At 66.4% G+C, this 18,872-nt stretch carries 18 protein-coding genes; 7 read left to right on the top strand and 11 right to left on the bottom strand.

The features are described from left to right. Nucleotides 1–12 precede the first annotated feature (12 nt). Nucleotides 13–3,525, bottom strand: a complete 3,513-nt coding sequence (gene dnaE, locus KB879_RS04440) for a DNA polymerase III subunit alpha (RefSeq protein WP_153955036.1) — start codon at nt 3,523–3,525, stop codon at nt 13–15. 208 nt (nt 3,526–3,733) lie between these two features. Here dnaE and KB879_RS04435 point away from each other — a divergent pair, with 208 nt between their 5' ends. Further along, nucleotides 3,734–4,582, top strand: coding sequence for a sulfurtransferase (locus KB879_RS04435; RefSeq protein WP_153955035.1), 849 nt, complete (start codon nt 3,734–3,736; stop codon nt 4,580–4,582). 12 nt (nt 4,583–4,594) lie between these two features. Here KB879_RS04435 and KB879_RS04430 read toward each other — a convergent pair whose 3' ends face one another. The 5 genes from KB879_RS04430 to rpsP all read right to left on the bottom strand — a co-directional run bounded on the left by KB879_RS04430 (nt 4,595) and on the right by rpsP (nt 7,724). After that, entirely contained in the window at nt 4,595–5,275 is a 681-nt protein-coding gene (locus KB879_RS04430) for a CoA pyrophosphatase (protein ID WP_153955034.1), read from the bottom strand. Nucleotides 5,276–5,428: 153 nt separating this feature from the next. Beyond that, complete coding sequence (gene rplS / locus KB879_RS04425; RefSeq protein ID WP_013955882.1) at nt 5,429–5,821, bottom strand: 50S ribosomal protein L19; 393 nt, start codon at nt 5,819–5,821, stop codon at nt 5,429–5,431. Nucleotides 5,822–5,896: 75 nt separating this feature from the next. Continuing rightward, nucleotides 5,897–6,679, bottom strand: a complete 783-nt coding sequence (gene trmD, locus KB879_RS04420; RefSeq protein ID WP_211980827.1) for a tRNA (guanosine(37)-N1)-methyltransferase TrmD — start codon at nt 6,677–6,679, stop codon at nt 5,897–5,899. A gap of 55 nt (nt 6,680–6,734) precedes the next feature. Further along, on the bottom strand, nt 6,735–7,358 hold the full coding sequence (gene rimM / locus KB879_RS04415; protein WP_051591612.1) for a ribosome maturation factor RimM: 624 nt from the start codon (nt 7,356–7,358) through the stop codon (nt 6,735–6,737). Nucleotides 7,359–7,469: 111 nt separating this feature from the next. Next, complete coding sequence (rpsP, locus tag KB879_RS04410) at nt 7,470–7,724, bottom strand: 30S ribosomal protein S16 (protein WP_010812927.1); 255 nt, start codon at nt 7,722–7,724, stop codon at nt 7,470–7,472. Between the two features lie 177 nt (nt 7,725–7,901). Here rpsP and KB879_RS04405 point away from each other — a divergent pair, with 177 nt between their 5' ends. The 5 genes from KB879_RS04405 (at nt 7,902) to KB879_RS04385 (ending at nt 11,597) form a co-directional block, all read left to right on the top strand. Continuing rightward, nucleotides 7,902–9,029: a sorbosone dehydrogenase family protein gene (locus KB879_RS04405; protein ID WP_013955879.1), complete on the top strand. Its 1,128-nt coding sequence runs from the start codon at nt 7,902–7,904 to the stop codon at nt 9,027–9,029. Between the two features lie 153 nt (nt 9,030–9,182). Then, nucleotides 9,183–9,584 carry a hypothetical protein gene (locus tag KB879_RS04400; protein ID WP_013955877.1) on the top strand — a complete coding sequence of 134 codons (402 nt, stop codon included), beginning with the start codon at nt 9,183–9,185 and terminating at the stop codon, nt 9,582–9,584. Nucleotides 9,585–9,882: 298 nt separating this feature from the next. Further along, complete coding sequence (locus KB879_RS04395) at nt 9,883–10,038, top strand: hypothetical protein (protein ID WP_013955876.1); 156 nt, start codon at nt 9,883–9,885, stop codon at nt 10,036–10,038. A 136-nt stretch (nt 10,039–10,174) separates the two neighbouring features. Then, nucleotides 10,175–10,666, top strand: coding sequence for an NINE protein (locus KB879_RS04390; RefSeq protein WP_013955875.1), 492 nt, complete (start codon nt 10,175–10,177; stop codon nt 10,664–10,666). A gap of 22 nt (nt 10,667–10,688) precedes the next feature. Beyond that, nucleotides 10,689–11,597 (top strand): LysR family transcriptional regulator, encoded by a 909-nt coding sequence (locus KB879_RS04385; RefSeq protein ID WP_211980825.1) that lies wholly within the window; start codon nt 10,689–10,691, stop codon nt 11,595–11,597. Between the two features lie 296 nt (nt 11,598–11,893). Here the strand turns inward: KB879_RS04385 and KB879_RS04380 are convergent, their stop codons facing one another. Together KB879_RS04380 and KB879_RS04375 are read right to left on the bottom strand one after the other, a co-directional pair. After that, on the bottom strand, nt 11,894–13,114 hold the full coding sequence (locus tag KB879_RS04380; RefSeq protein ID WP_153955047.1) for a PA0069 family radical SAM protein: 1,221 nt from the start codon (nt 13,112–13,114) through the stop codon (nt 11,894–11,896). Between the two features lie 11 nt (nt 13,115–13,125). Then, nucleotides 13,126–13,629 (bottom strand): Lrp/AsnC ligand binding domain-containing protein, encoded by a 504-nt coding sequence (locus KB879_RS04375; RefSeq protein WP_013955869.1) that lies wholly within the window; start codon nt 13,627–13,629, stop codon nt 13,126–13,128. Between the two features lie 108 nt (nt 13,630–13,737). On the opposite strand from KB879_RS04375, the gene KB879_RS04370 reads away from it, so the two are divergent. Continuing rightward, nucleotides 13,738–15,042, top strand: coding sequence for a D-amino acid dehydrogenase (locus KB879_RS04370; RefSeq protein ID WP_153955032.1), 1,305 nt, complete (start codon nt 13,738–13,740; stop codon nt 15,040–15,042). Nucleotides 15,043–15,120: 78 nt separating this feature from the next. On the opposite strand, the gene KB879_RS04365 is transcribed toward KB879_RS04370, so the two are convergent. From KB879_RS04365 to KB879_RS04355, 3 genes are all read right to left on the bottom strand, one after another. Continuing rightward, nucleotides 15,121–16,905 carry an acyl-CoA dehydrogenase gene (locus KB879_RS04365; protein ID WP_153955031.1) on the bottom strand — a complete coding sequence of 595 codons (1,785 nt, stop codon included), beginning with the start codon at nt 16,903–16,905 and terminating at the stop codon, nt 15,121–15,123. A 109-nt stretch (nt 16,906–17,014) separates the two neighbouring features. Then, a complete protein-coding gene (locus KB879_RS04360; RefSeq protein WP_153955030.1) occupies nt 17,015–17,950 on the bottom strand; it encodes an electron transfer flavoprotein subunit alpha/FixB family protein in 936 nt (311 codons plus the stop codon). Between the two features lie 18 nt (nt 17,951–17,968). Continuing rightward, complete coding sequence (locus KB879_RS04355) at nt 17,969–18,718, bottom strand: electron transfer flavoprotein subunit beta/FixA family protein (RefSeq protein WP_013955865.1); 750 nt, start codon at nt 18,716–18,718, stop codon at nt 17,969–17,971. Nucleotides 18,719–18,872: the final 154 nt, after the last annotated feature.

The following is an 18,872-nucleotide window of genomic DNA, read 5'->3' as shown; positions in this document are numbered from 1 at the left end:
GCTGCCGTCGGTTTATTCGTAGAGGGTGCTGACGCTGTCCGGCGACAGTGCCAGCCGCAACGCGGTCAGCGCCTCGTCGGAGGGCACCACCTTCCAGTCCGCTCCGAGCATGGCCTCGCACGAAGCCGCCGCCGACTGGTAGTGGATGCGCACCGGCAAACCCTGCCCGCCGCTGGCGCGGGCCAGGTGCGGCATCAGCAGTTCGCGCAGCATCCCGGTCGAGGAATTGCCATTCATCGCCAGCCGCACCGCGCTGGCGAACTTGAGGCGCGCGGCCACCAGGTCCATCACCGATTCCGCCGTGAACCTCACCCCACCGGTAAACGTATCGTGCCGCGCATTCCCCGTGGCAATCAGCAGCTCGTCCTCGCGGAACATGTGCCGGTTGGCGTCGAACAGCTCGTTGAACACCGTCATCTCGACCAGCCCGGTGCCGTCGTCGAGCGTCACGATCAGCATCTTGCCGCGCTGGGTCATCTGCGTGCGGACGCCGGAGATCACGCCGGCGATGGTCTTGCCGCGCACATCGCGGCCGAAGCCGCCGCCGTTGCCCTGCACTTCCTTTTCCAGCGCGGCCAGCGTGCCCTTGTTGAAGCGGCGCACCTCGTCGCGATAGGCATCGAACAGATGGCCTGAGAAGTAGTAGCCAAGCGCCTGCTTCTCTTCCTGCAGCGTGCGCTTCGGGCTCCAGCGCGGCTCGTCCAGCAACTCTGGGCGGTGCGCTTCGCCGGCATCGCCCATCAGGTCGAACAGCGACACCTGGTTGGCGGACTCCGCCTTCTGCTCGGCGGCCTCCATCGCGATCGGCACCGATGCCAGCAGCTGTGCGCGGTTGTCGTTCAGGCTGTCGAAAGCGCCGGCGCGGATCAGGGCCTCCATGGTGCGGCGGTTGACCTGGCGGCGGTCGACGCGCTCGCAGAAGTCGAACAGATCGGTGAAGGGCCGTTCCTCGCGCGCGCGCAGGATGTCTTCGATCGCGCCCTGGCCGCTGCCCTTGATGCCACCCAGGCCATAGCGGATGGTCTTGGAGTCGGTCGGCGCGAAGCGGTATTCGCTGGCGTTGACGTCGGGCGGCAGCACCGCGAGCTTGTTGAGCTTGCAGTCCTCGTAGAGGATCTTGACCTTGTCGGTGTCATCCATGGCCAGCGACATGTTGGCTGCCATGAATTCGGCCGGATGGTGGGCCTTGAGCCAGGCGGTGTAGTACGCCAGCAGTGCGTACGCGGCCGCGTGCGACTTGTTGAAGCCGTAGCCCGCGAACTTCTCCATCAAGTCGAAGATATCGTCGGCCTGCTGCGCGGAGAGACCATTCTTGTCGGCACCTTCGCGGAACATCACGCGGTGCTGCGCCATTTCCTCGGGCTTCTTCTTGCCCATGGCGCGGCGCAGCAGGTCGGCGCCGCCGAGCGAGTAGCCGCCGATGATCTGCGCCATCTGCATCACCTGCTCCTGGTAGACCATGATGCCGTAGGTCTCTTTCAGGACGGGTTCGACGCGCGGATCGGGATACTCCACCTTCTCGCGGCCGTGCTTGCGCGCGCAGAAGCTGGGGATCAGGTCCATCGGGCCCGGGCGGTACAGTGCCACCAGCGCGATGATGTCCTCAAAGCGGTCAGGCTTGGCGTCCTTGAGCATGCCCTGCATGCCGCGGCTTTCCAGCTGGAACACGGCGACGGTGTTGGCAGTCTTCAGGATATCGAAGGCGGGACTGTCGTCGAGCGGGATATGGCTGCAGTTCCAGTCGGCCTTGCTCGGATCGAGGCGGCGGATATAGCGCTCGGCCCAGTCCAGGATGGTCAGCGTGGTCAGGCCCAGAAAGTCGAACTTCACCAAGCCGGCGGCCTCGACGTCGTCCTTGTCGTACTGGCTGACCACGCCGCTCATGCCGTCGTTCTGCGCGCCCTGCGTGTACAGCGGGCAGAAGTCGGTCAGCCTGCCGGGCGCGATCAGCACGCCGCCGGCGTGCATGCCGACGTTACGCGTCATGCCTTCCACGCGCTGCGCCAGTTCCAGCAACTGGCGCACTTCTTCCTCGTTATTCTCGCGCTCGGTCAGCAGTGGCTCTTCCTTCTTGGCCTCCTCGATGGTGACCAGCTTGCCCGGCTTGAACGGGATCAGCTTGGCGATGCCGTCGACAAAGCCGTAGCCGAGGTCGAGCACGCGGCCCACGTCGCGCACCGCGGCCTTGGCCGCCATGGTGCCGAAGGTGGCGATCTGCGATACCGCGTCCTTGCCGTACTTCTCCTTCACGTAGGTGATCACGCGATCGCGGCCGTGCTGGCAGAAGTCGATGTCGAAGTCAGGCATCGACACCCGTTCTGGGTTCAGGAATCGCTCGAACAGCAGCGCGTACTTGAGCGGATCCAGGTCGGTGATGCCGAGCGCATACGCGACCAGCGAACCGGCGCCCGAACCGCGGCCCGGACCCACCGGCACGCCGTTGTTCTTGGCCCAGTTGATAAAGTCCGCCACGATCAGGAAGTAGCCGGGGAAGCCCATCTTGATGATGGTGCCGGTCTCGAACTCCAGCCGTGCGTAGTATTCCGGGCGCTTCGATTCGCGCACCGCCTCGTCGGGGAACAGCACTGCCAGGCGCTTCTCCAGCCCGTCCTTGGCCATGAAGACCAGGTAGTCGTCCAGCGACATGCCGTCGGGCGTCGGGAACAGCGGCAGGCGCGGCTTGCCCAGCTCCAGCGTCAGGTTGCAGCGGCGCGCGATCTCGACCGCGTTCTCCAGTGCCGAGGGGATGTCCGCGAACAGCGCGCACATCTCGTCCTGGGTCTTGAAGTACTGGTCGGTGGTAAAGCGCCGGGTGCGGCGCGGATTGGCCAGCAGCTCGCCCTCGGCGATGCACACGCGCGCCTCGTGCGCGGTGTAGTCGTCCGGCGTCATGAACTGCACCGGATGCGTGGCCACCACCGGCAGTTGCAGTTCAGCCGCCAGCTGCACGGCCTGCTGCACGTAGGCATCGGTGCCGGCATTGCCGGCACGCTGCAGTTCGATGTAGAAGCGCTGCGCGAATACCGTGGACCAATGCTGTGCCGCGCGGCGCGCACCGTCGGCATTGCCGTTGGCCAGCGCCATGCCGATATCGCCACCCATTGCGCCCGACAGGGCGATCAGGCCAGTGGCCAGCGGCAGGTCGTCCTCGCCGGGTTCCAGGAACCAGGCCGGATCGATCTCGGCGCGCCCGCGGTGCTGGTTGCCCAGCCACGCGCGCGACAGCAGCATGCACAGGTTCAGGTAGCCGCGGCGGTCCTGCACCAGCAGCAGCAGGCGCGACGGCTTGTCGCGGTCCTCGGCGTTGGTGAGCCAGACGTCGGCACCGACCACGGGCTTCACGCCGCCGCCGCGCGCCTCCTTGTAGTAACGGATCAGCCCGAAGGCGTTGGCAAGGTCCGTCAGGGCGAGCGCGCCCATGCCATCGGCGGCGGCGGCCTTGACGGCGTCTTCCAGGCGGACGATGCCGTCCACGATGGAATATTCGGAATGCAGGCGGAGGTGTACGAAGCGGGGTGCGGACATGGGCGACATTGTACCGGCTCAGTCCGCTGGCATGCCTCCGATATTGCGTGCAGGCGGCCTCGCGCGAGGGCCCGGCATAGCTGATCGGCGTGCTTGGGAATGCGCGGCGCCGGCGCCCGCACGCGTTATAATTTCGCCTTTTCAATCAGGTAGTTATCGCAAGCCGTCGGCGCCCCTCCCGGACGCGGCCGTGCAGGCGCAGTCTCTCATGCAGATCGTCAATATTTCCGCTTACAAATTCGTCTCGCTGGACGACATCGAGACCCTGCGCCCGGCCATGCGCGAGCGCTGCGAAGCGGCCGGCCTGAAAGGCACGATCCTGCTCGCGCCCGAGGGCATCAACATGTTCCTGGCGGGCCCGCGCGCTGCCATCGACGGCTTCATGGCCTGGCTGCATGCCGATGCGCGCTTTGCCGATATCGTGCCCAAGGAAAGCCTGTCGGAAAACCAGCCCTTCAAGCGCATGCTGGTGCGCGCCAAGAAGGAAATCATCACCATGAAGATGCCGCTGATCCGCCCCGAGGAAGGCCGCGCGCCGTCAGTGCGGCCGGCCGACCTGAAGCGCTGGCTGGACCAGGGGCACGACGACGAAGGCCGTCCGGTGGTGATGCTGGACACGCGCAATGATTTCGAAGTCGCGGTTGGCACGTTCGAAGACGCCGTCGAATACGACATCGCCAAGTTCAGCGAATTTCCTGACGCAGTGGCGGCCCACAAGGGTGAACTGGAAGGCAAGACCGTGGTGTCGTTCTGCACCGGCGGCATCCGCTGCGAGAAGGCGGCGATCCATATGCAGGAAGCCGGCATCGAGCGCGTGTACCAACTCGAGGGCGGCATCCTGAAGTACTTCGAGGAGGTCGGCGGCAGCCACTATCGCGGCGACTGCTTCGTCTTTGACTACCGCACCGCGCTGAACCCCAACCTGGAGCCTGCCGGCCCTAAGCAATGCTTTGCCTGCCGCGCGGTGGTCACGCCGCAGGAGCAGCAAAGCCCGCACTACGTGGTCGGCAAGAGCTGCCCCCACTGCATCGGCAGCAAGGACCAGGCCGCAGCGTAAGAACCCGGCAGCTCAGGCCGCCAGCAGGTGGTAAAGATTGCGCAGCATGCCCGCGGTGGCGCCCCAGATAAAGCGGTGGCCGCCTGTCTCGCGCGGATAGGGCATGGCGTAGAACACCCGTTCGCCATCGACCCAGCGGAACAGGCGCCGTTCATGGTGGGACGGGTCCATCAGGAACGCGAGCGGCACTTCGAAGACATCGGCGACTTCCGAGGCATCGGGGCGCAGCGTGAAACCGTCACGCACCAGCCCTACCACGGGGCTCACGTGGAAACCGGTGCCGGTGATGTAGTCCGGCAGCGCACCCAGCACTTCCACATAGTCGCGCGCCAGGCCCACCTCTTCTTCCGTCTCGCGCAGCGCCGTGTCGATTCGGTTGACATCCCATGACTCCTGCCTCCCGCCCGGGAAGCTGATCTGCCCGGCATGCGCGCTCAGGTTGGCATTGCGCTGCGTCAGCAGCACCGTCAGGCCGTAATGGCGCTCCACCAGCGGCACTAGCACGGCGGCGTCGCGCAGCCCGCGGCTGCGGTCATAGACACGCGATTCATCGGTCAGCTCCGGCGCCCAGGCCGGCGGCACCTGGAAGCGGTGCCGGATAAAGTCCACCTGCAACCGCGGCGCGCTCAGGGCGCTGTTGCGCAGGTCGGTGTCGATGACGGGAAGGGATTCGGGATCGAAAGCAGGACGCATAACATTGCAAGTATGACAGAAGCGCGCATTCTGGCGTCGCAGCAAAAATGCCCGCCGCTTCCAACGTTTGCGCCGCGCCAATGCAAAAAGGGCACCCTGGGGTGCCCTTCCTGAGGAAACGCTGGCCGGGCTGCCCCGGCCGGCATGCCCAGCTTACTGCGCAGCCTTGGCAGCGACAGCAGCCTTCGACACCAGCTTTTCCTTGATACGTGCGGACTTGCCCGAACGCTGGCGCAGGTAGTACAGCTTCGCACGACGCACGTCGCCGCGACGCTTCACTTCGATGCCGGCAATCAGCGGCGAGTACAGCTGGAACGTACGTTCCACGCCTTCACCCGACGAGATCTTGCGCACGATGAAGGACGAATTCAGGCCGCGGTTGCGCTTGGCAATCACGACGCCTTCGTAGGCCTGCACGCGCTTGCGGGTACCTTCCACCACGTTCACGTTGACGATCACGGTGTCGCCAGGTGCGAATGCGGGGATGGTCTTGTTCGCGGTCAGACGCGCGATCTCTTCCTTCTCGATCTGCTCGATGATGTTCATCGTTTTTTCTCCGTAACCATCGTGCCGGCGTTGTATGCCCCAGGCATTGCCCGGGCCCCGGCAGAGGATGGGGTTTTACCTGGCGGGGGTCTCCCCCCGCCCTTCCTTCGCCGCCCATTCCGACAAGAATTTCTCGTCGGCGCGGGTCAGCAAACCTTGTTCGCGAGCGGCCTTGATCAGGTCGGGGCGCTTGCTCGCGGTATTGGCCAGCGCCTGCTGGCGCCGCCATTTCTCGATCTCGGCGTGATGCCCCCCGAGCAGGATCTCGGGAACCCGCACGCCTTCATATTCTTCCGGCCGCGTGTAGTGCGGACAATCCAGCAGGCCATTGACGAAACTGTCCTGCACGGCGGACTGCGCATCGCCCAGCACGCCGGGCAAGTGCCGCACCACGGCGTCGATCAGCGCCATCGCCGGCAGCTCGCCGCCCGACAGCACAAAGTCGCCGAGGCTGATTTCCTCGTCCACGCGGCGGTCGATCAGCCGCTGGTCGATGGCCTCATACCTGCCGCACAGCAAGACCAGGCCCGGCCGTTCGGCCAGCTCCATCACCCTGGCATGCGACAGCGTCTTGCCCTGCGGCGACATCAGCACCACATGCGGCTTCGGCACGCCGGCCTGCGCCTGCGCCGCCACCGCGGCATCGATCGCATCATCCAGCGGCTTGGCCAGCATCACCATGCCGGGACCGCCGCCGTAAGGACGATCATCGATGGTGCGGTAGTTGTCGACCGTGAAATCACGCGGATTCCAGGTGCGCAAGCCATAGCGCTGCTGCTTGGCCGCCCGGCTGGTGATACCCCAGTCGGTCAGCGCGCGAAACATGTCGGGAAACAGCGTGATCACATCGAACTGCATCCGCTCTCTCCCAATCCCAATCCTGCGCCAATCCCGCACCATCGCGGGCACAGGCTCAGTAGTCGAGCCCCCAGTCCACCACGATGCGCCTGCCCGCGGTATCCACCGAGCGCAGGAACGCATCGACAAACGGAATCAGCCGTTCACCGGCCTTGCCGTCAGGGAGCACGCAGGCCACCTGCAGGATCTGGTGGGCACCGTTGTCGATCAGCCCGGACACCTCGCCCAGCAACTCGCCTTGCTCGTTGCTGACGGTGCAGCCGATCAGGTCGACCCAGTAGAACTCATCTTCTTCCGGCGCGGGAAAATCCGCACGCCGGATCCACACGCGACGGCCCTTGAGCGCTTCCGCAAGATTGCGGTCGGCCACGCCGGACGCTTGCGCCACGACGGTGCCGCTGTGCTCGCGCGACTGCGCGATCTTTACGCAGACGGGCTGGGCACGCGACGCATCGGCCGCCACCAGCCCCGCCTGCGGCGGTGCCAGCAGCCACCAGCGGCGGGCATGCAGCAGGGCCGAAGCATCATCGGCATGCGGCAAGACCTTGATCCAGCCGCGGATGCCGTAGGCAGCGCCAATATAGCCGACCTCTACCAGGTCTTCCGGCAGGGGGTCGGCATACAGGAGCGCCGCGGGCAGTTTGCAAGCCTTTTGTGGCTCGCCCTGGGGCTGAACCAGCGGTCGGTTCAGCGGCCGGACGGCGCCCTGCTTTCGTTCAGTCACGTGTGCAATAAGAACACGCCCCGCCGGCCGTAAAAACGGTTCGACGGGGCGCGCTGCAGGCGACTATCAGGCAGCAGCCTTGGCGGCGCCTTGCTTGACCAGGCGGGCAACGGTCGGCGACAGCTGGGCGCCAACGCCTTGCCAGTAAGCCAGGCGGTCTTGCGCCAGGCGCAGGCCTTCTTCACCTTCCGTAGCCAGCGGGTTGTAGAAACCAACGCGCTCAATGAAACGACCATCGCGACGGTTGCGCGAGTCGGTGGCGACGATGTTGAAGAACGGGCGCTTCTTGCTGCCGCCGCGAGCCAGACGGATAACGACCATGGAATGATTCCTCAGAAAACGGGGTGTTCGAAACGGGGGTGTTCGAGGACGTTCGAACACGAAACGCAAGAGTATAGCCCAGTTACCGAGGCCAAACAAACACTTAGGTGAACTTAGGCGATTGACGCGCGCCTGCCGTGCAGGCATCGTGGCAAAAACCGCGACAGGAGGCCCGACATGCGCCCGGCTCTGCACTTCATGGCACGCACCGTGCAGCCCGCGGCCCTGCTCGCCATTGTACTGCTGGCAGGCACCGGGTCCGCGCCGGCCGCCCTGCCGCTGGACCAGGTCCGGCTGCCGCCTGGTTTCCGCATCGAGGTGCTGACGCAGGACGTGCCAGGCGCGCGCGCCATGGCGATGTCGCCGTCGGGCACGCTCTTCGTCGGCTCGCGCGGCGAAGGCAAGGTCTACGCGGTGACCGACGCGCTGGGGGCCCGGCCGCGCGTGCGCACGGTCGCCACCGGGCTGCGCATGCCGGCCGGCGTGGCCTTGCACGACGGCAGCCTGTACGCGTCCTCGGTGTCGAAGATCGTGCGGATCGACCATATCGAGGCCAGCCTCGACAAGCCGCCGGCACCAACGGTGGTGAGCGACCGCTTCCCCACGGACGGGCACCATGGCTGGAAATTCATCGCCTTCGGTCCCGACGGCTATCTCTACGTGCCGGTCGGCGCGCCATGCAACATCTGCGCGCCCGACGAGAACCGCTACGCCAACATCATGAAGATGAAGCCCGACGGCAGCGACCTGCAGGTGGTGGCACGCGGCGTGCGCAACACCGTCGGCTTCGACTGGCACCCGGCCACGCGCGAACTGTGGTTCACCGACAACGGCCGCGACCGCATGGGCGACGATCTGCCCGACGACGAACTCAACCGCGCCACCGCTGCCGGCCAGCATTTCGGCTACCCGTACTGCCATGCCGGCAAGGTTGCCGATCCCGAATATGGCAGCCAGCGCTCCTGCGCCGAGTTCGTGCCGCCGGTGGCCCTGCTGGGTGCGCACGTGGCGGCCCTGGGCATGCGCTTCTATACCGGCACGCAATTCCCGGCGCCCTACCGCAACAACGTCTTCATTGCCGAGCACGGCAGCTGGGACCGCAGCGAGCCGTCCGGCTACCGCGTGGTCCGGGTGGTGCTCGACGATGCCGGCAAGGCGGTGCACCAGGAGGTGTTCGCGCAGGGCTGGCTGCGCGGTGGCAGGCCGTGGGGCCGCCCGGTCGACGTCCTGGTTGCACCGGACGGTTCGCTGCTGGTCAGCGACGACCTTGCCGGGGCCATTTACCGCATCCGCTACCGGCCCTGAACCCCGCTGAAAACCCCACGGAAAGGGGGCCCGGGTGGCCGAAACAATCCGTTACACCGGTAACGGGATTGGCATAGGCGCCCCGATGGCCCATGCGTACCATGAACCCATCTTCCAACAGCAACACAGCGCGTCAGGAACCTGGGAATCCGCATGCTCACCCGCTCTCTCCTGCGCGACCTGGTGGCTGGCATCCTGGTGGCCTCGGGCCTGGTCGGCGCGGTTGCCGCCAGCCATGCCCAGGTCGCGTTCTGGCAACAAGTACGGCCCGATGGCCGCTCCGCTCGGATGCAGCCGCAGCCCCGCGACGGCTGGCAGATGGCCAGCGTGCGCGCCGAGAGCCGCGAGCACGTGCAAGCCCAGATCGACCGCATGGAAGCACGCGCCCGTGCCGACGACCGCCTGAGCGGGCGCCGCGCCGCGCTGGCTGGTGCCCGCGACGATAACCGCGGCCGGGGCCAGGAACGCGACAACCCCAATGAAGCCCGCAACGACTCCCGGCCAGGCAACGTCGGCCCCGGCTGGCAGGCACGTGGCCGCGACAATGGCCGATAAAGGTCGCTGCTGACGGCTGTCGGCGCAACCCCGCCCATTGCCGCACGGCCCAACGGTCTTTCGGCTGTTCACGGAACTCCTCCCCCGCTCCCCCTGTCTCTATTTAAGTGTGTGCCCCGCTTTCCGGGTGCCACGCACAGGCTGCCGCCCGGCGCTGTCCGGGGCTCACAGCGTGCCGTCCAGTGCAGACGGCAATCGAACTGACCTGCCTCTGCCCGACACCTCCTGCCGGACCCGATCAAAACGGCCCGGGCGCAGCCTCCAGAAAGACAATAACAATAATTCTGTGAGGTTTATCATGTCATCCCTTCTTAGCGACCTGGCCGAACACGCCGGCCAGTTATCGCTGTCAATCCTGTTCATGGGCATCCTGACCCTGGTCCTCTACGGCGAAACCCATATCAGCGAGCACGCGGTGGCCTTCCTGGACGGCCTGCAGTCAGGCTGGCATTAGCGCCGTCCTGCGCGTCTTCTGACGCACTTCCCTTTCTTGCGCTGACTGCCGGCGTACAATGTGGGCCGGCCGGTACCCGTGTGCCGCCGTTCCTGTGCCGGTGCATTGCCGGCCCGCAACCGCCGGATATCCGACCATGCCAGCAGCCACGCCAGCCCGCCATGCCTCCACGCTCGCCTCGCCGCCCGCGCGCGGCAAATCGAAGCTGCTGACCGTGGCGCTGGCGTTCCTGTTCGGCAGCCTGGGCGCGCATCGCTTCTACCTGGGCGGCCTGCGCGACCCGTATGGCTGGACGCACCTGCTGGCGCTGCTGGCGGGCGCGATCGGCGTGGCCTCGATGGCGGCCGGCGCGGGCACCCCGGTGCTGAACTGGACCTTCGCCGTCGCCGGCGGAGCCTCCGTCATCAGCGCCTTCCTGGCGGCCATCGTCTACGGGCTGCGCCCGGACGACAAATGGGACGCACGCTTCAACCAGCTCGGCAAACCTACGCGCTCCGGCTGGCCGGTGGTGATTCTGGTGATCCTGTCGCTGCTGATCGGCACCGGCCTGCTGATGGCCGGGCTGGCGATCAGCTTCCAGACCTTCTTCGAATCGCAGGTCGAGGCCGCCCGCGCGTTGTCGCAATAACGGCCGCGGCGGCATTGGCGCCGTGCATTTCGACCTGCTCGACATTGCCGTCTTCGTCCGCGCCGCGGCGCTGGGCAACCTGTCGGCCGCCGCGCGCGACCTGGGCTTGTCCACCTCTACCGCCAGCGCCCGCCTGGGCCGCCTGGAACAGTCCCTGGGCAGCCGCCTGTTGCATCGCACCACACGCCGGCTGGCACTCACCGCCGACGGCGAACGCTTCCTGCCGCATGCGGAGCAGTTGCTTGCCACCGCGGATCTGGCCAGCGAATCGGTCGGCACCGGCGCCGAGCACCCGCGCGGGCAGTTGCGCGTGACCGCGCCGGCGTCCTTCGGGCGCCAGCATGTCTCGCCGGCGCTGCCGGAATTCCTTGCCGCTTATCCCGACATCACGCTTGACTTGCGCCTGACCGACCAGGTGATCGGACTGGTCGATGCCAGCATCGACGTGGCGCTGCGCATGGGCGTGCTGCCCGATTCCACGCTGGTGGCACGCGCGCTCGCACCCAGCCACCGCGTGATCTGCGCCTCACCCGCCTACCTGCAGCGCCATGGCGTGCCGCGCCACCCGGACGACCTGCGCCAGCACAACTGCCTGGTGCTGGCCGACCAGTCGGCGTGGCGCTTCAATACGCCGCTGGGCGAGACCGTGGTGAACGTGCGCGGCAACCTGCGCGTGGATAACGGCGAAGTGCTGCGCGACGCGGTGGTGGCCGGCGTCGGCATCTCGCTCAAGTCGACCTGGGATGTGGGCCCGCTGTTGCGCAGCGGCGCGCTGGCGACAGTGCTGGACGAATATCCAGTGGTGCCGGCAGTGTCGATCTGGGCAGTGTTTCCCAGCCGGCACCTGGTACCGCCCAAGACACGCGCCTTCGTGGACTTCTTCGCCGAGCGCTTCGGCAACCCGCCCTATTGGGACCGGCCCGATACCTAGAGCGCACTGCGCGCTTGCGCACGATCAAGGCCGGCGCAAACGGCGGCTCTCCTTTCCGCCAATTCGCCCATACTGGTAGAGCCGACCGATCCCGGCGGTGTCACGCGCGGCGGGGCCACACCCTGGCGCAAAGGAGCAAGCATCGACATGCCAACCTATGAGGAAGGACGCCTGGCGGCGATCGCTGTCAGGCTGGCGCTGTCCTCGGGACTGCCGCCATCGAGCGCGAAGGCCGCGCTGGAACTCGCCAGCAGCATGATCGGCGACCAGCTGGCCACCGAGCGCGCTCAGAAGACTCAGAACAGCGAACCCTGCGGATCGTCCTTGCCGCGGGGCCCCCTGACCGGCGGGCGGAAACGCGACGTATCCAGCTCAAACCGGTTGTAACGAAACCCTAGCCGTTCGGCGGCCTTGTAGAAGCGCTGGCGCAGCAAGTCCGCCCACACGCCCGTACCGCGCATGCGCGAGGCAAAGCTGGCATCGTAGGCTTTGCCCTCGCGCATGTCGCGCACGCGGTTCATCACCCGTTCCGCGCGGTCGGGAAAATGTGCCAGCAGCCATTCCTCGAACAGCGGCCGCACTTCCCAGGGCAGCCGCAGCACGATGTAGTTTGCATAGACGGCGCCCGCTTCGTGCGCCGCTTCCAATACACGCTCCAGGTCGGGTTCCGTGATGAACGGGATCACCGGGGCGATGCTCACACCCACCGGGATGCCGGCGTCGGTCAGCGTGCGGATGGTGCGCAGCCGGCGTGACGGCGTGGCCGCGCGCGGTTCCAGCGTGCGCGCGATGCCGGCATCCAGCGTGGTGATGGTGACCGCCGCCACCGCTAGCCGCTTCGCCGCCATCGGCGCGAGCAGGTCGATATCGCGCTCGATCAGCGACGACTTGGTAATCAGCGCCACCGGGTGGTCACACTCGCTCATAACCTCAAGCAGGCCGCGCGTGATGCGCTGTTCGCGCTCGATCGGCTGGTAGGCGTCGGTGTTGACGCCCAGCGCGATGGTCTCGCAGCGGTACGACGGCCGTGCCAACGCCTCGCGCAGCCGCTCGGCGGCATTGGTTTTGGCATAAAGCTGCGTTTCAAAGTCCAGCCCCGGCGACAGGTCCAGGTAGGCGTGCGTCGGCCGGGCGAAGCAGTAGATGCAGCCGTGCTCGCAACCGCGGTAGGGGTTGAGCGAGACATCGAACGGGATGTCGGGGGATGCATTGCGCGTCAGGACAGAACGGGCGCGCTCGATATGGACTTCCGTGCGCAGCGGCGGCAGCGGGGCGGCTTCCGGCGACGGGGCGGCCTCGATGGTATGCGGTGCCTCTTCCGGTGCACTGCCCCAGCCATCGTCGAACGCTTCGCGCAGGTCGCGCTCGAAACGTCCCTGCAGGTTGCTCACGGCGCCCCGGCCCTTGCGCGCCACGGGCGGCCGCGGGCCTGCCTGCGGCGCGAGTGCATCCGGGTCGGCATCGGGCCGCGTCGGGCGGCCGCTGGCGGGCTTGGGTTTTTGCGGAGGGCGCTCCATGCTGGCCTTGGTCACACTGCCTGGCTCTTCTCCTCGACGGAAATCGCCAGTGTCTCCTTGATCTCTTCCATCACCACATAGCTCTTCGACTGCGCTGCGCCGGGCAGCTGCAGCAGGATATCGCCCAGCAGCCGGCGGTATTCGCCGATCTCGCGGATGCGCGCCTTGATCAGGTAGTCGAAATCGCCCGAGACCAGGTGGCATTCCAGCACTTCCGGGATGCGCAGCACCTCGCGCCGGAACTGCTCGAACATATTGCCCGACTTGTTGCCCAGCGAGATCTCGACGAACACCAGTAGCGCGCTGCCCAGCAGTGCCGGGTTCAGCCGTGCGTAGTAGCCCATGATGACACCATCGCGCTCCAGGCGCTTAACGCGCTCGATGCAGGGCGTGATGGTCAGCCCGACCGCTTCGGCGAGGTCCTTCATCGACATCCTGCCGTCGCTTTGCAGCGCCATCAGGATCTTGCGGTCGAGCCGGTCGAGGGTGCGCATGGGCTGGCGACTCGTTCTCATGAGTTTTTCCTGTTTTCCGAAGAAATTCGATAACAATGACTGGATTGGATTCAATAGTATAGAGATAAATCCTCTATCAACTTGTCATTGCAGTTGGAGCTTCCGGACATGCGCGTTCTCGTACTCGGCAGTGGTGTTATCGGCGTCACCAGTGCGTGGTACCTGGCCAAGGCCGGTCACGAAGTGACCGTCGTCGACCGCGAGGCGGGTCCCGCGCTCGGCACCAGCTTTGCCAACGCGGGGCAGATCTCGCCCGGCTATGCGTCGCCATGGGCCGCGCCCGGCGTGCCGCTCAAGGCGATCAAGTGGATGTTCCAGGAACACGCGCCGCTCAGCATCCGTCCGGACGGCACCCTGTTCCAGCTGCAATGGATGTGGCAGATGCTGCTGAACTGCAGCGCCGGGCGCTACGCCGTCAACAAGGAACGCATGGTGCGGCTGGCCGAGTACAGCCGCGACTGCATCCGCGCGCTGCGCGCGGAAACCGGCATCGCTTACGAAGGCCGCCAGCAAGGCACGCTGCAGGTGTTCCGCACCGAAGAGCAGCTGCAAGGCGCGGCCAAGGACATCGCCGTGCTGGAAGAAGCCGGGGTGCCCTACCAGTTGCTTTCGCGCGAGGAACTCGCCGCGAGCGAACCGGCGCTGGCCGCCGTCCGCCACAAGCTGGCCGGCGGCCTGCGCCTCCCCAACGATGAAACCGGCGACTGCGCGCTGTTTACGCAACGGCTCGCAGGCATGGCCGAGATGCTGGGCGTGAAATTCCTGTACAACCGCTCGATCGACAGCCTGATGACCCAGGGCGATGCCGTCACCGGCGCCGTGGTCAACGGCGAGCCGATGGCCGCCGACCTGGTGGTGGTGGCGCTGGGCAGCTGGTCGACGCAGCTGGTCAAGCCGTTCCTGTCGGGCATGTCCAACCTGCCGGTGTACCCGCTCAAGGGCTTCTCGATCACGGTGCCGCTGAACGATCCGTCGCGCAGCCCGGTGTCCACCGTGCTGGACGAAACCTACAAGGTCGCCATCACCCGCTTCGAAGACCGCATCCGCGTGGGCGGCATGGCCCAGATCGTCGGCTATGACCGCAGCCTCGATCCGGCCAAGCGCCGCACGCTCGAACACGTGGTGACCGACCTGTTCCCGGGCGCCGGTGATGTCAGCCGCGCCACCTTCTGGACCGGCCTGCGCCCGATGACCCCAGACGGCACGCCCATCGTCGGCCCGACCCAGGTGCGCGGCCTGTGGCTGAACACCGGCCACGGCACGCTGGGCTGGACCATGGCCTGCGGCTCGGGCAAGCTGCTGTCGGACCTGGTCTCGGGCAAGTCGCCCGCGATCCGCGCCGACGACCTGTCGGTGGGCCGCTACCTGAAGCCCGCGCGCCAGCACCTGGCGCCGCGCCCGGCTGCCGCCTGATCCAGGTACCGTCCCGACCAGCAAAAAGGGCGACCCTTCGGGGTCGCCCTTTTCACATCTGCGCGCAGCGCTTGCCGGTCAGAACTGCTCGGCGGTCAGCGCATTGACCGGCGCCCCGCCGCTGACGACGGCATCACGCAATGCCGACGCCTGCGACAGGATGTGCTCGGCGAAGAAATGCGCGGTCGCGATCTTGGCATCGTGGAAGGCAGGATCCTCGGCGCGCTTGGCATCGGCAGCCAGCATCGCGCGGCCGAACTGCCAGCCGGAGAACACGATGCCGCACAGCTTCAGGTAAGGCACGCTGCCGGCAAAGACGGCGTTCGGGTCGGACTTGGCATTGGCCACGACAAACGCCACTACATCTTCCAGCGCCGCGCGGCCCTTGGCCAGTTGCGCCTGCATCGCGGTGAACGCAGTGCAGCCATGCTTGCCCAGCGCAGCCTCGGTCTCGGCGATCTGCGCGCAGATCGCGCGTGCCACGGCGCCGCCGTCGCGCACGGTCTTGCGGCCGATCAGGTCGTTGGCCTGGATTGCGGTAGTGCCTTCGTAGATCGGCAGGATGCGCGCATCGCGGTAGTGCTGCGCCGCGCCGGTTTCCTCGATAAAGCCCATGCCGCCGTGCACCTGCACGCCCAGGCTGGTGACATCGATCGACAGCTCGGTGCTCCACCCCTTCACCACCGGCACCAGGAACTCGTAGAAGGCCTGGTTCTGCCTGCGCACGGCCTCGTCGGGATGCTGGTGCGCCGCGTCGCTGGCGGCCGCGGCCACATAGGCCACGGCGCGTGCGCCTTCGGTCAGCGCGCGCATGGTCATCAGCATGCGCTTGACGTCCGGGTGGTGGATGATGGTCACTGCCTCGCGCGCCGAACCATCGACCGGGCGGCTCTGCACGCGTTCGCGCGCAAAGGCCACCGCCTGCTGGTAGGCGCGTTCGGACACGGCGATGCCCTGCATGCCGACCGAGAAGCGTGCCGAGTTCATCATGATGAACATGTACTCAAGGCCGCGGTTCTCTTCGCCGACCAGCGTGCCGATGGCGCCGCCATGGTCGCCGAACTGCAGCACGGCCGTGGGGCTGGCCTTGATGCCCAGCTTGTGCTCGATCGATACGCAATGCACGTCGTTGCGCTCACCGGTGCTGCCGTCGACGTTGACCATGAACTTCGGCACGATGAACAGCGAGATGCCCTTGACGCCCTCGGGCGCGGTGGGCGTGCGGGCCAGCACGAGATGGACGATGTTCTTCGCCATGTCGTGCTCGCCGTAGGTGATGAAGATCTTGGTGCCGAACACCTTGTAGGTGCCGTCGCCCTGCGGCTCGGCACGGGTGCGCACCGCGGCCAGGTCCGAGCCGGCCTGCGGCTCGGTCAGGTTCATGGTGCCGGTCCACTCGCCCGAGATCAGCTTCGGCAAGAAGGTCGCCTTCTGCTCATCCGTGCCGGCCGTCAGCAGCGCCTCGATGGCACCATCGGTCAGCAGCGGGCACAGCGCGAACGACAGGTTCGCGCTGTTCAGCATCTCGTTGCAGGCGGTGGCGATCAGCTTGGGCAGGCCCTGGCCGCCAAACTCCTGCGGATGCAGCACGCCCTGCCAGCCGCCCTCGCCGAATTGGCGGAACGCGTCCTTGAAGCCGGGTGTGGTGGAGACCACGCCGTCCTTCCAGCTGCTCGGGTCCAGGTCGCCGGCGCGGTTCAGCGGCGCGACCACCTGCTCGTTGAACTTGGCGGCCTCGTCCAGCACGGCCTCGGCCGTTTCCGGCGTGGCTTCTTCGAAGCCCGGCAGTTTGCTGACGGCCTCAAGCCCGGCCAGCTCGTTCATGACGAACAGCATGTCCTTGATCGGCGCACGGTAAGTCATCGATGTCTCCCAACATGTATGAAAAAGCCGTTCGCGGGTCACCCCCGGAACGGCTCGTTACTTGCTACCTGCGGCTACCCGTGCCGGCCGCCGGGCGGCCGGCGAGGCATCAGCCCAGTGCTGCCACCAGCTCCGGCACCACGGTGTTCAGGTCGCCCACCAGGCCGTAGTCAGCCACGGAGAAGATCGGCGCTTCGGCATCCTTGTTGATCGCGACGATCACCTTGGAGTCCTTCATGCCGGCCAGGTGCTGGATCGCGCCGGAGATACCGACGGCGATGTACAGCTGCGGCGCGACGATCTTGCCGGTCTGGCCGACCTGGTAGTCGTTCGGCACGAAGCCGGCGTCCACGGCAGCGCGCGAGGCACCCAGCGCGGCGCCCAGCTTGTCGGCCAGCGGCGTCAGCACCTTGGTGTAGTTCTCACCCGAACCTACGCCACGGCCACCCGAGACGATGATCTTGGCGGCGGTCAGTTCCGGACGGTCGCTCTTGGCCACTTCGCGCGAAACAAACTGCGAAACGCCTGCGTCGGCCACGGCCGGCAGGGTTTCAACGGCGGCCGAGCCACCTTCGGCGGCAGCGGCGTCAAAGGCGGTGCCGCGCACGGTGATGACCTTGATCTTGTCTTCCGACTTGACCGTGGCAATGGCGTTGCCGGCGTAGATCGGGCGCTCGAACGTGTCCGGGGCGTCGACCTTGGAGATTTCCGAGATCTGGGCCACGTCCAGCTTGGCAGCCACGCGCGGCAGGATGTTCTTGCCGTACGGGGTGGCCGGAGCCAGGATGTGCGAGTAGTCGTTGGCGATGGCCAGCGCCTGCTCGGCCACGTTCTCGGCCAGGCCGTCACCGAAGTACGGTGCGTCGGCCAGCAGGACCTTGGTCACGCCGGCGATCTTGGCGGCGGCGTCAGCCGCGGCCTTGGCGTTGGAACCAGCCACCAGCACGTGCACGTCGCCGCCGCACTGGGCAGCGGCGGCGACGGTGTTCAGCGTGGCGGCCTTGATGGATTGATTGTCGTGTTCAGCAATGACGAGTGCAGTCATGTTATTTCTCCCCCGCGCTCAGATAACCTTGGCTTCGTTCTTCAGCTTCTGCACCAGCGTCGCGACGTCCGGCACCATCACACCCGCGCTGCGCTTGGCAGGCTCGACCACCTTCAGGGTCGACAGGCGCGGCTTGACGTCGACGCCGAGGTCTTCCGGCTTGACGATATCGAGCTGCTTCTTCTTGGCCTTCATGATGTTGGGCAGCGTGACGTAGCGCGGCTCGTTCAGGCGCAGGTCGGTCGTGACCACGGCCGGCAGCTTGAGCGACAGCGTTTCCAGGCCGCCATCGACTTCACGCGTCACCGAGGCCTTGCCGTCGGCAACCACCACCTTGGAGGCGAACGTGGCTTGCGGCAGGCCAGCCAGCGCGGCCACCATCTGGCCGGTCTGGTTGGAGTCGTCGTCGATGGCCTGCTTGCCCAGGATCACCAGTTGCGGCTGTTCCTTGTCGATCAGCGCCTTCAGCAGCTTGGCCACGGCCAGCGGTTGCAGGTCTTCGTTCGATTCCACCAGGATGCCGCGGTCGGCACCGATGGCCATCGCGGTGCGCAGGGTTTCCTGGCACTGCGTGACACCGCACGAGACGGCGATCACTTCGGTGGCAACGCCCGCTTCCTTCAGGCGCACGGCCTCTTCCACGGCGATTTCGTCGAAGGGGTTCATGCTCATCTTCACATTGGCCAGATCGACGCCACTGCCGTCCGCCTTGACGCGGACCTTGACGTTGTAATCCACCACCCGCTTGACTGCGACGAGTACTTTCATGCGCTCACTCCACTGATAGCTGATAGTCAGAAATTTTGTTCGCTCGTCATTATAACCACCGGGTTGGCGGCTCTCCTGTTTTTCGAACGATCGTACTATTTTATCGGCAAAATGATGCCGGGCATAGCCCGGCAGATCCCAGCCGTCCAGCGAT

It is taken from the genome of Cupriavidus sp. KK10 (genome assembly GCF_018223725.1).
Taxonomy (GTDB): domain Bacteria; phylum Pseudomonadota; class Gammaproteobacteria; order Burkholderiales; family Burkholderiaceae; genus Cupriavidus; species Cupriavidus necator.
Note: the sequence above shows the minus strand (reverse complement) of the source record. Positions and strands in the feature narration are given on the sequence as shown.

Excerpts from the sequence above, each read along its gene's own strand:
- KB879_RS04430 (WP_153955034.1), bottom strand. The coding sequence starts at position 5,275 with ATGCGTCCTGCTTTCGATCCCGAATCCCTTCCCGTCATCGACACCGAC.
- rpsP (WP_010812927.1), bottom strand. The coding sequence starts at position 7,724 with ATGGTCGTTATCCGTCTGGCTCGCGGCGGCAGCAAGAAGCGCCCGTTC.
- KB879_RS04380 (WP_153955047.1), bottom strand. The coding sequence starts at position 13,114 with ATGGAGCGCCCTCCGCAAAAACCCAAGCCCGCCAGCGGCCGCCCGACG.
- KB879_RS04375 (WP_013955869.1), bottom strand. The coding sequence starts at position 13,629 with ATGAGAACGAGTCGCCAGCCCATGCGCACCCTCGACCGGCTCGACCGC.
- KB879_RS04405 (WP_013955879.1), top strand. The coding sequence starts at position 7,902 with ATGCGCCCGGCTCTGCACTTCATGGCACGCACCGTGCAGCCCGCGGCC.
- KB879_RS04435 (WP_153955035.1), top strand. The coding sequence starts at position 3,734 with ATGCAGATCGTCAATATTTCCGCTTACAAATTCGTCTCGCTGGACGAC.
- KB879_RS04395 (WP_013955876.1), top strand. The coding sequence starts at position 9,883 with ATGTCATCCCTTCTTAGCGACCTGGCCGAACACGCCGGCCAGTTATCG.
- rplS (WP_013955882.1), bottom strand. The coding sequence starts at position 5,821 with ATGAACATCATCGAGCAGATCGAGAAGGAAGAGATCGCGCGTCTGACC.
- KB879_RS04365 (WP_153955031.1), bottom strand. The coding sequence starts at position 16,905 with ATGACTTACCGTGCGCCGATCAAGGACATGCTGTTCGTCATGAACGAG.
- KB879_RS04360 (WP_153955030.1), bottom strand. The coding sequence starts at position 17,950 with ATGACTGCACTCGTCATTGCTGAACACGACAATCAATCCATCAAGGCC.
- KB879_RS04355 (WP_013955865.1), bottom strand. The coding sequence starts at position 18,718 with ATGAAAGTACTCGTCGCAGTCAAGCGGGTGGTGGATTACAACGTCAAG.
- KB879_RS04390 (WP_013955875.1), top strand. The coding sequence starts at position 10,175 with ATGCCAGCAGCCACGCCAGCCCGCCATGCCTCCACGCTCGCCTCGCCG.
- trmD (WP_211980827.1), bottom strand. The coding sequence starts at position 6,679 with ATGCAGTTCGATGTGATCACGCTGTTTCCCGACATGTTTCGCGCGCTG.
- dnaE (WP_153955036.1), bottom strand. The coding sequence starts at position 3,525 with ATGTCCGCACCCCGCTTCGTACACCTCCGCCTGCATTCCGAATATTCC.
- KB879_RS04370 (WP_153955032.1), top strand. The coding sequence starts at position 13,738 with ATGCGCGTTCTCGTACTCGGCAGTGGTGTTATCGGCGTCACCAGTGCG.
- KB879_RS04400 (WP_013955877.1), top strand. The coding sequence starts at position 9,183 with ATGCTCACCCGCTCTCTCCTGCGCGACCTGGTGGCTGGCATCCTGGTG.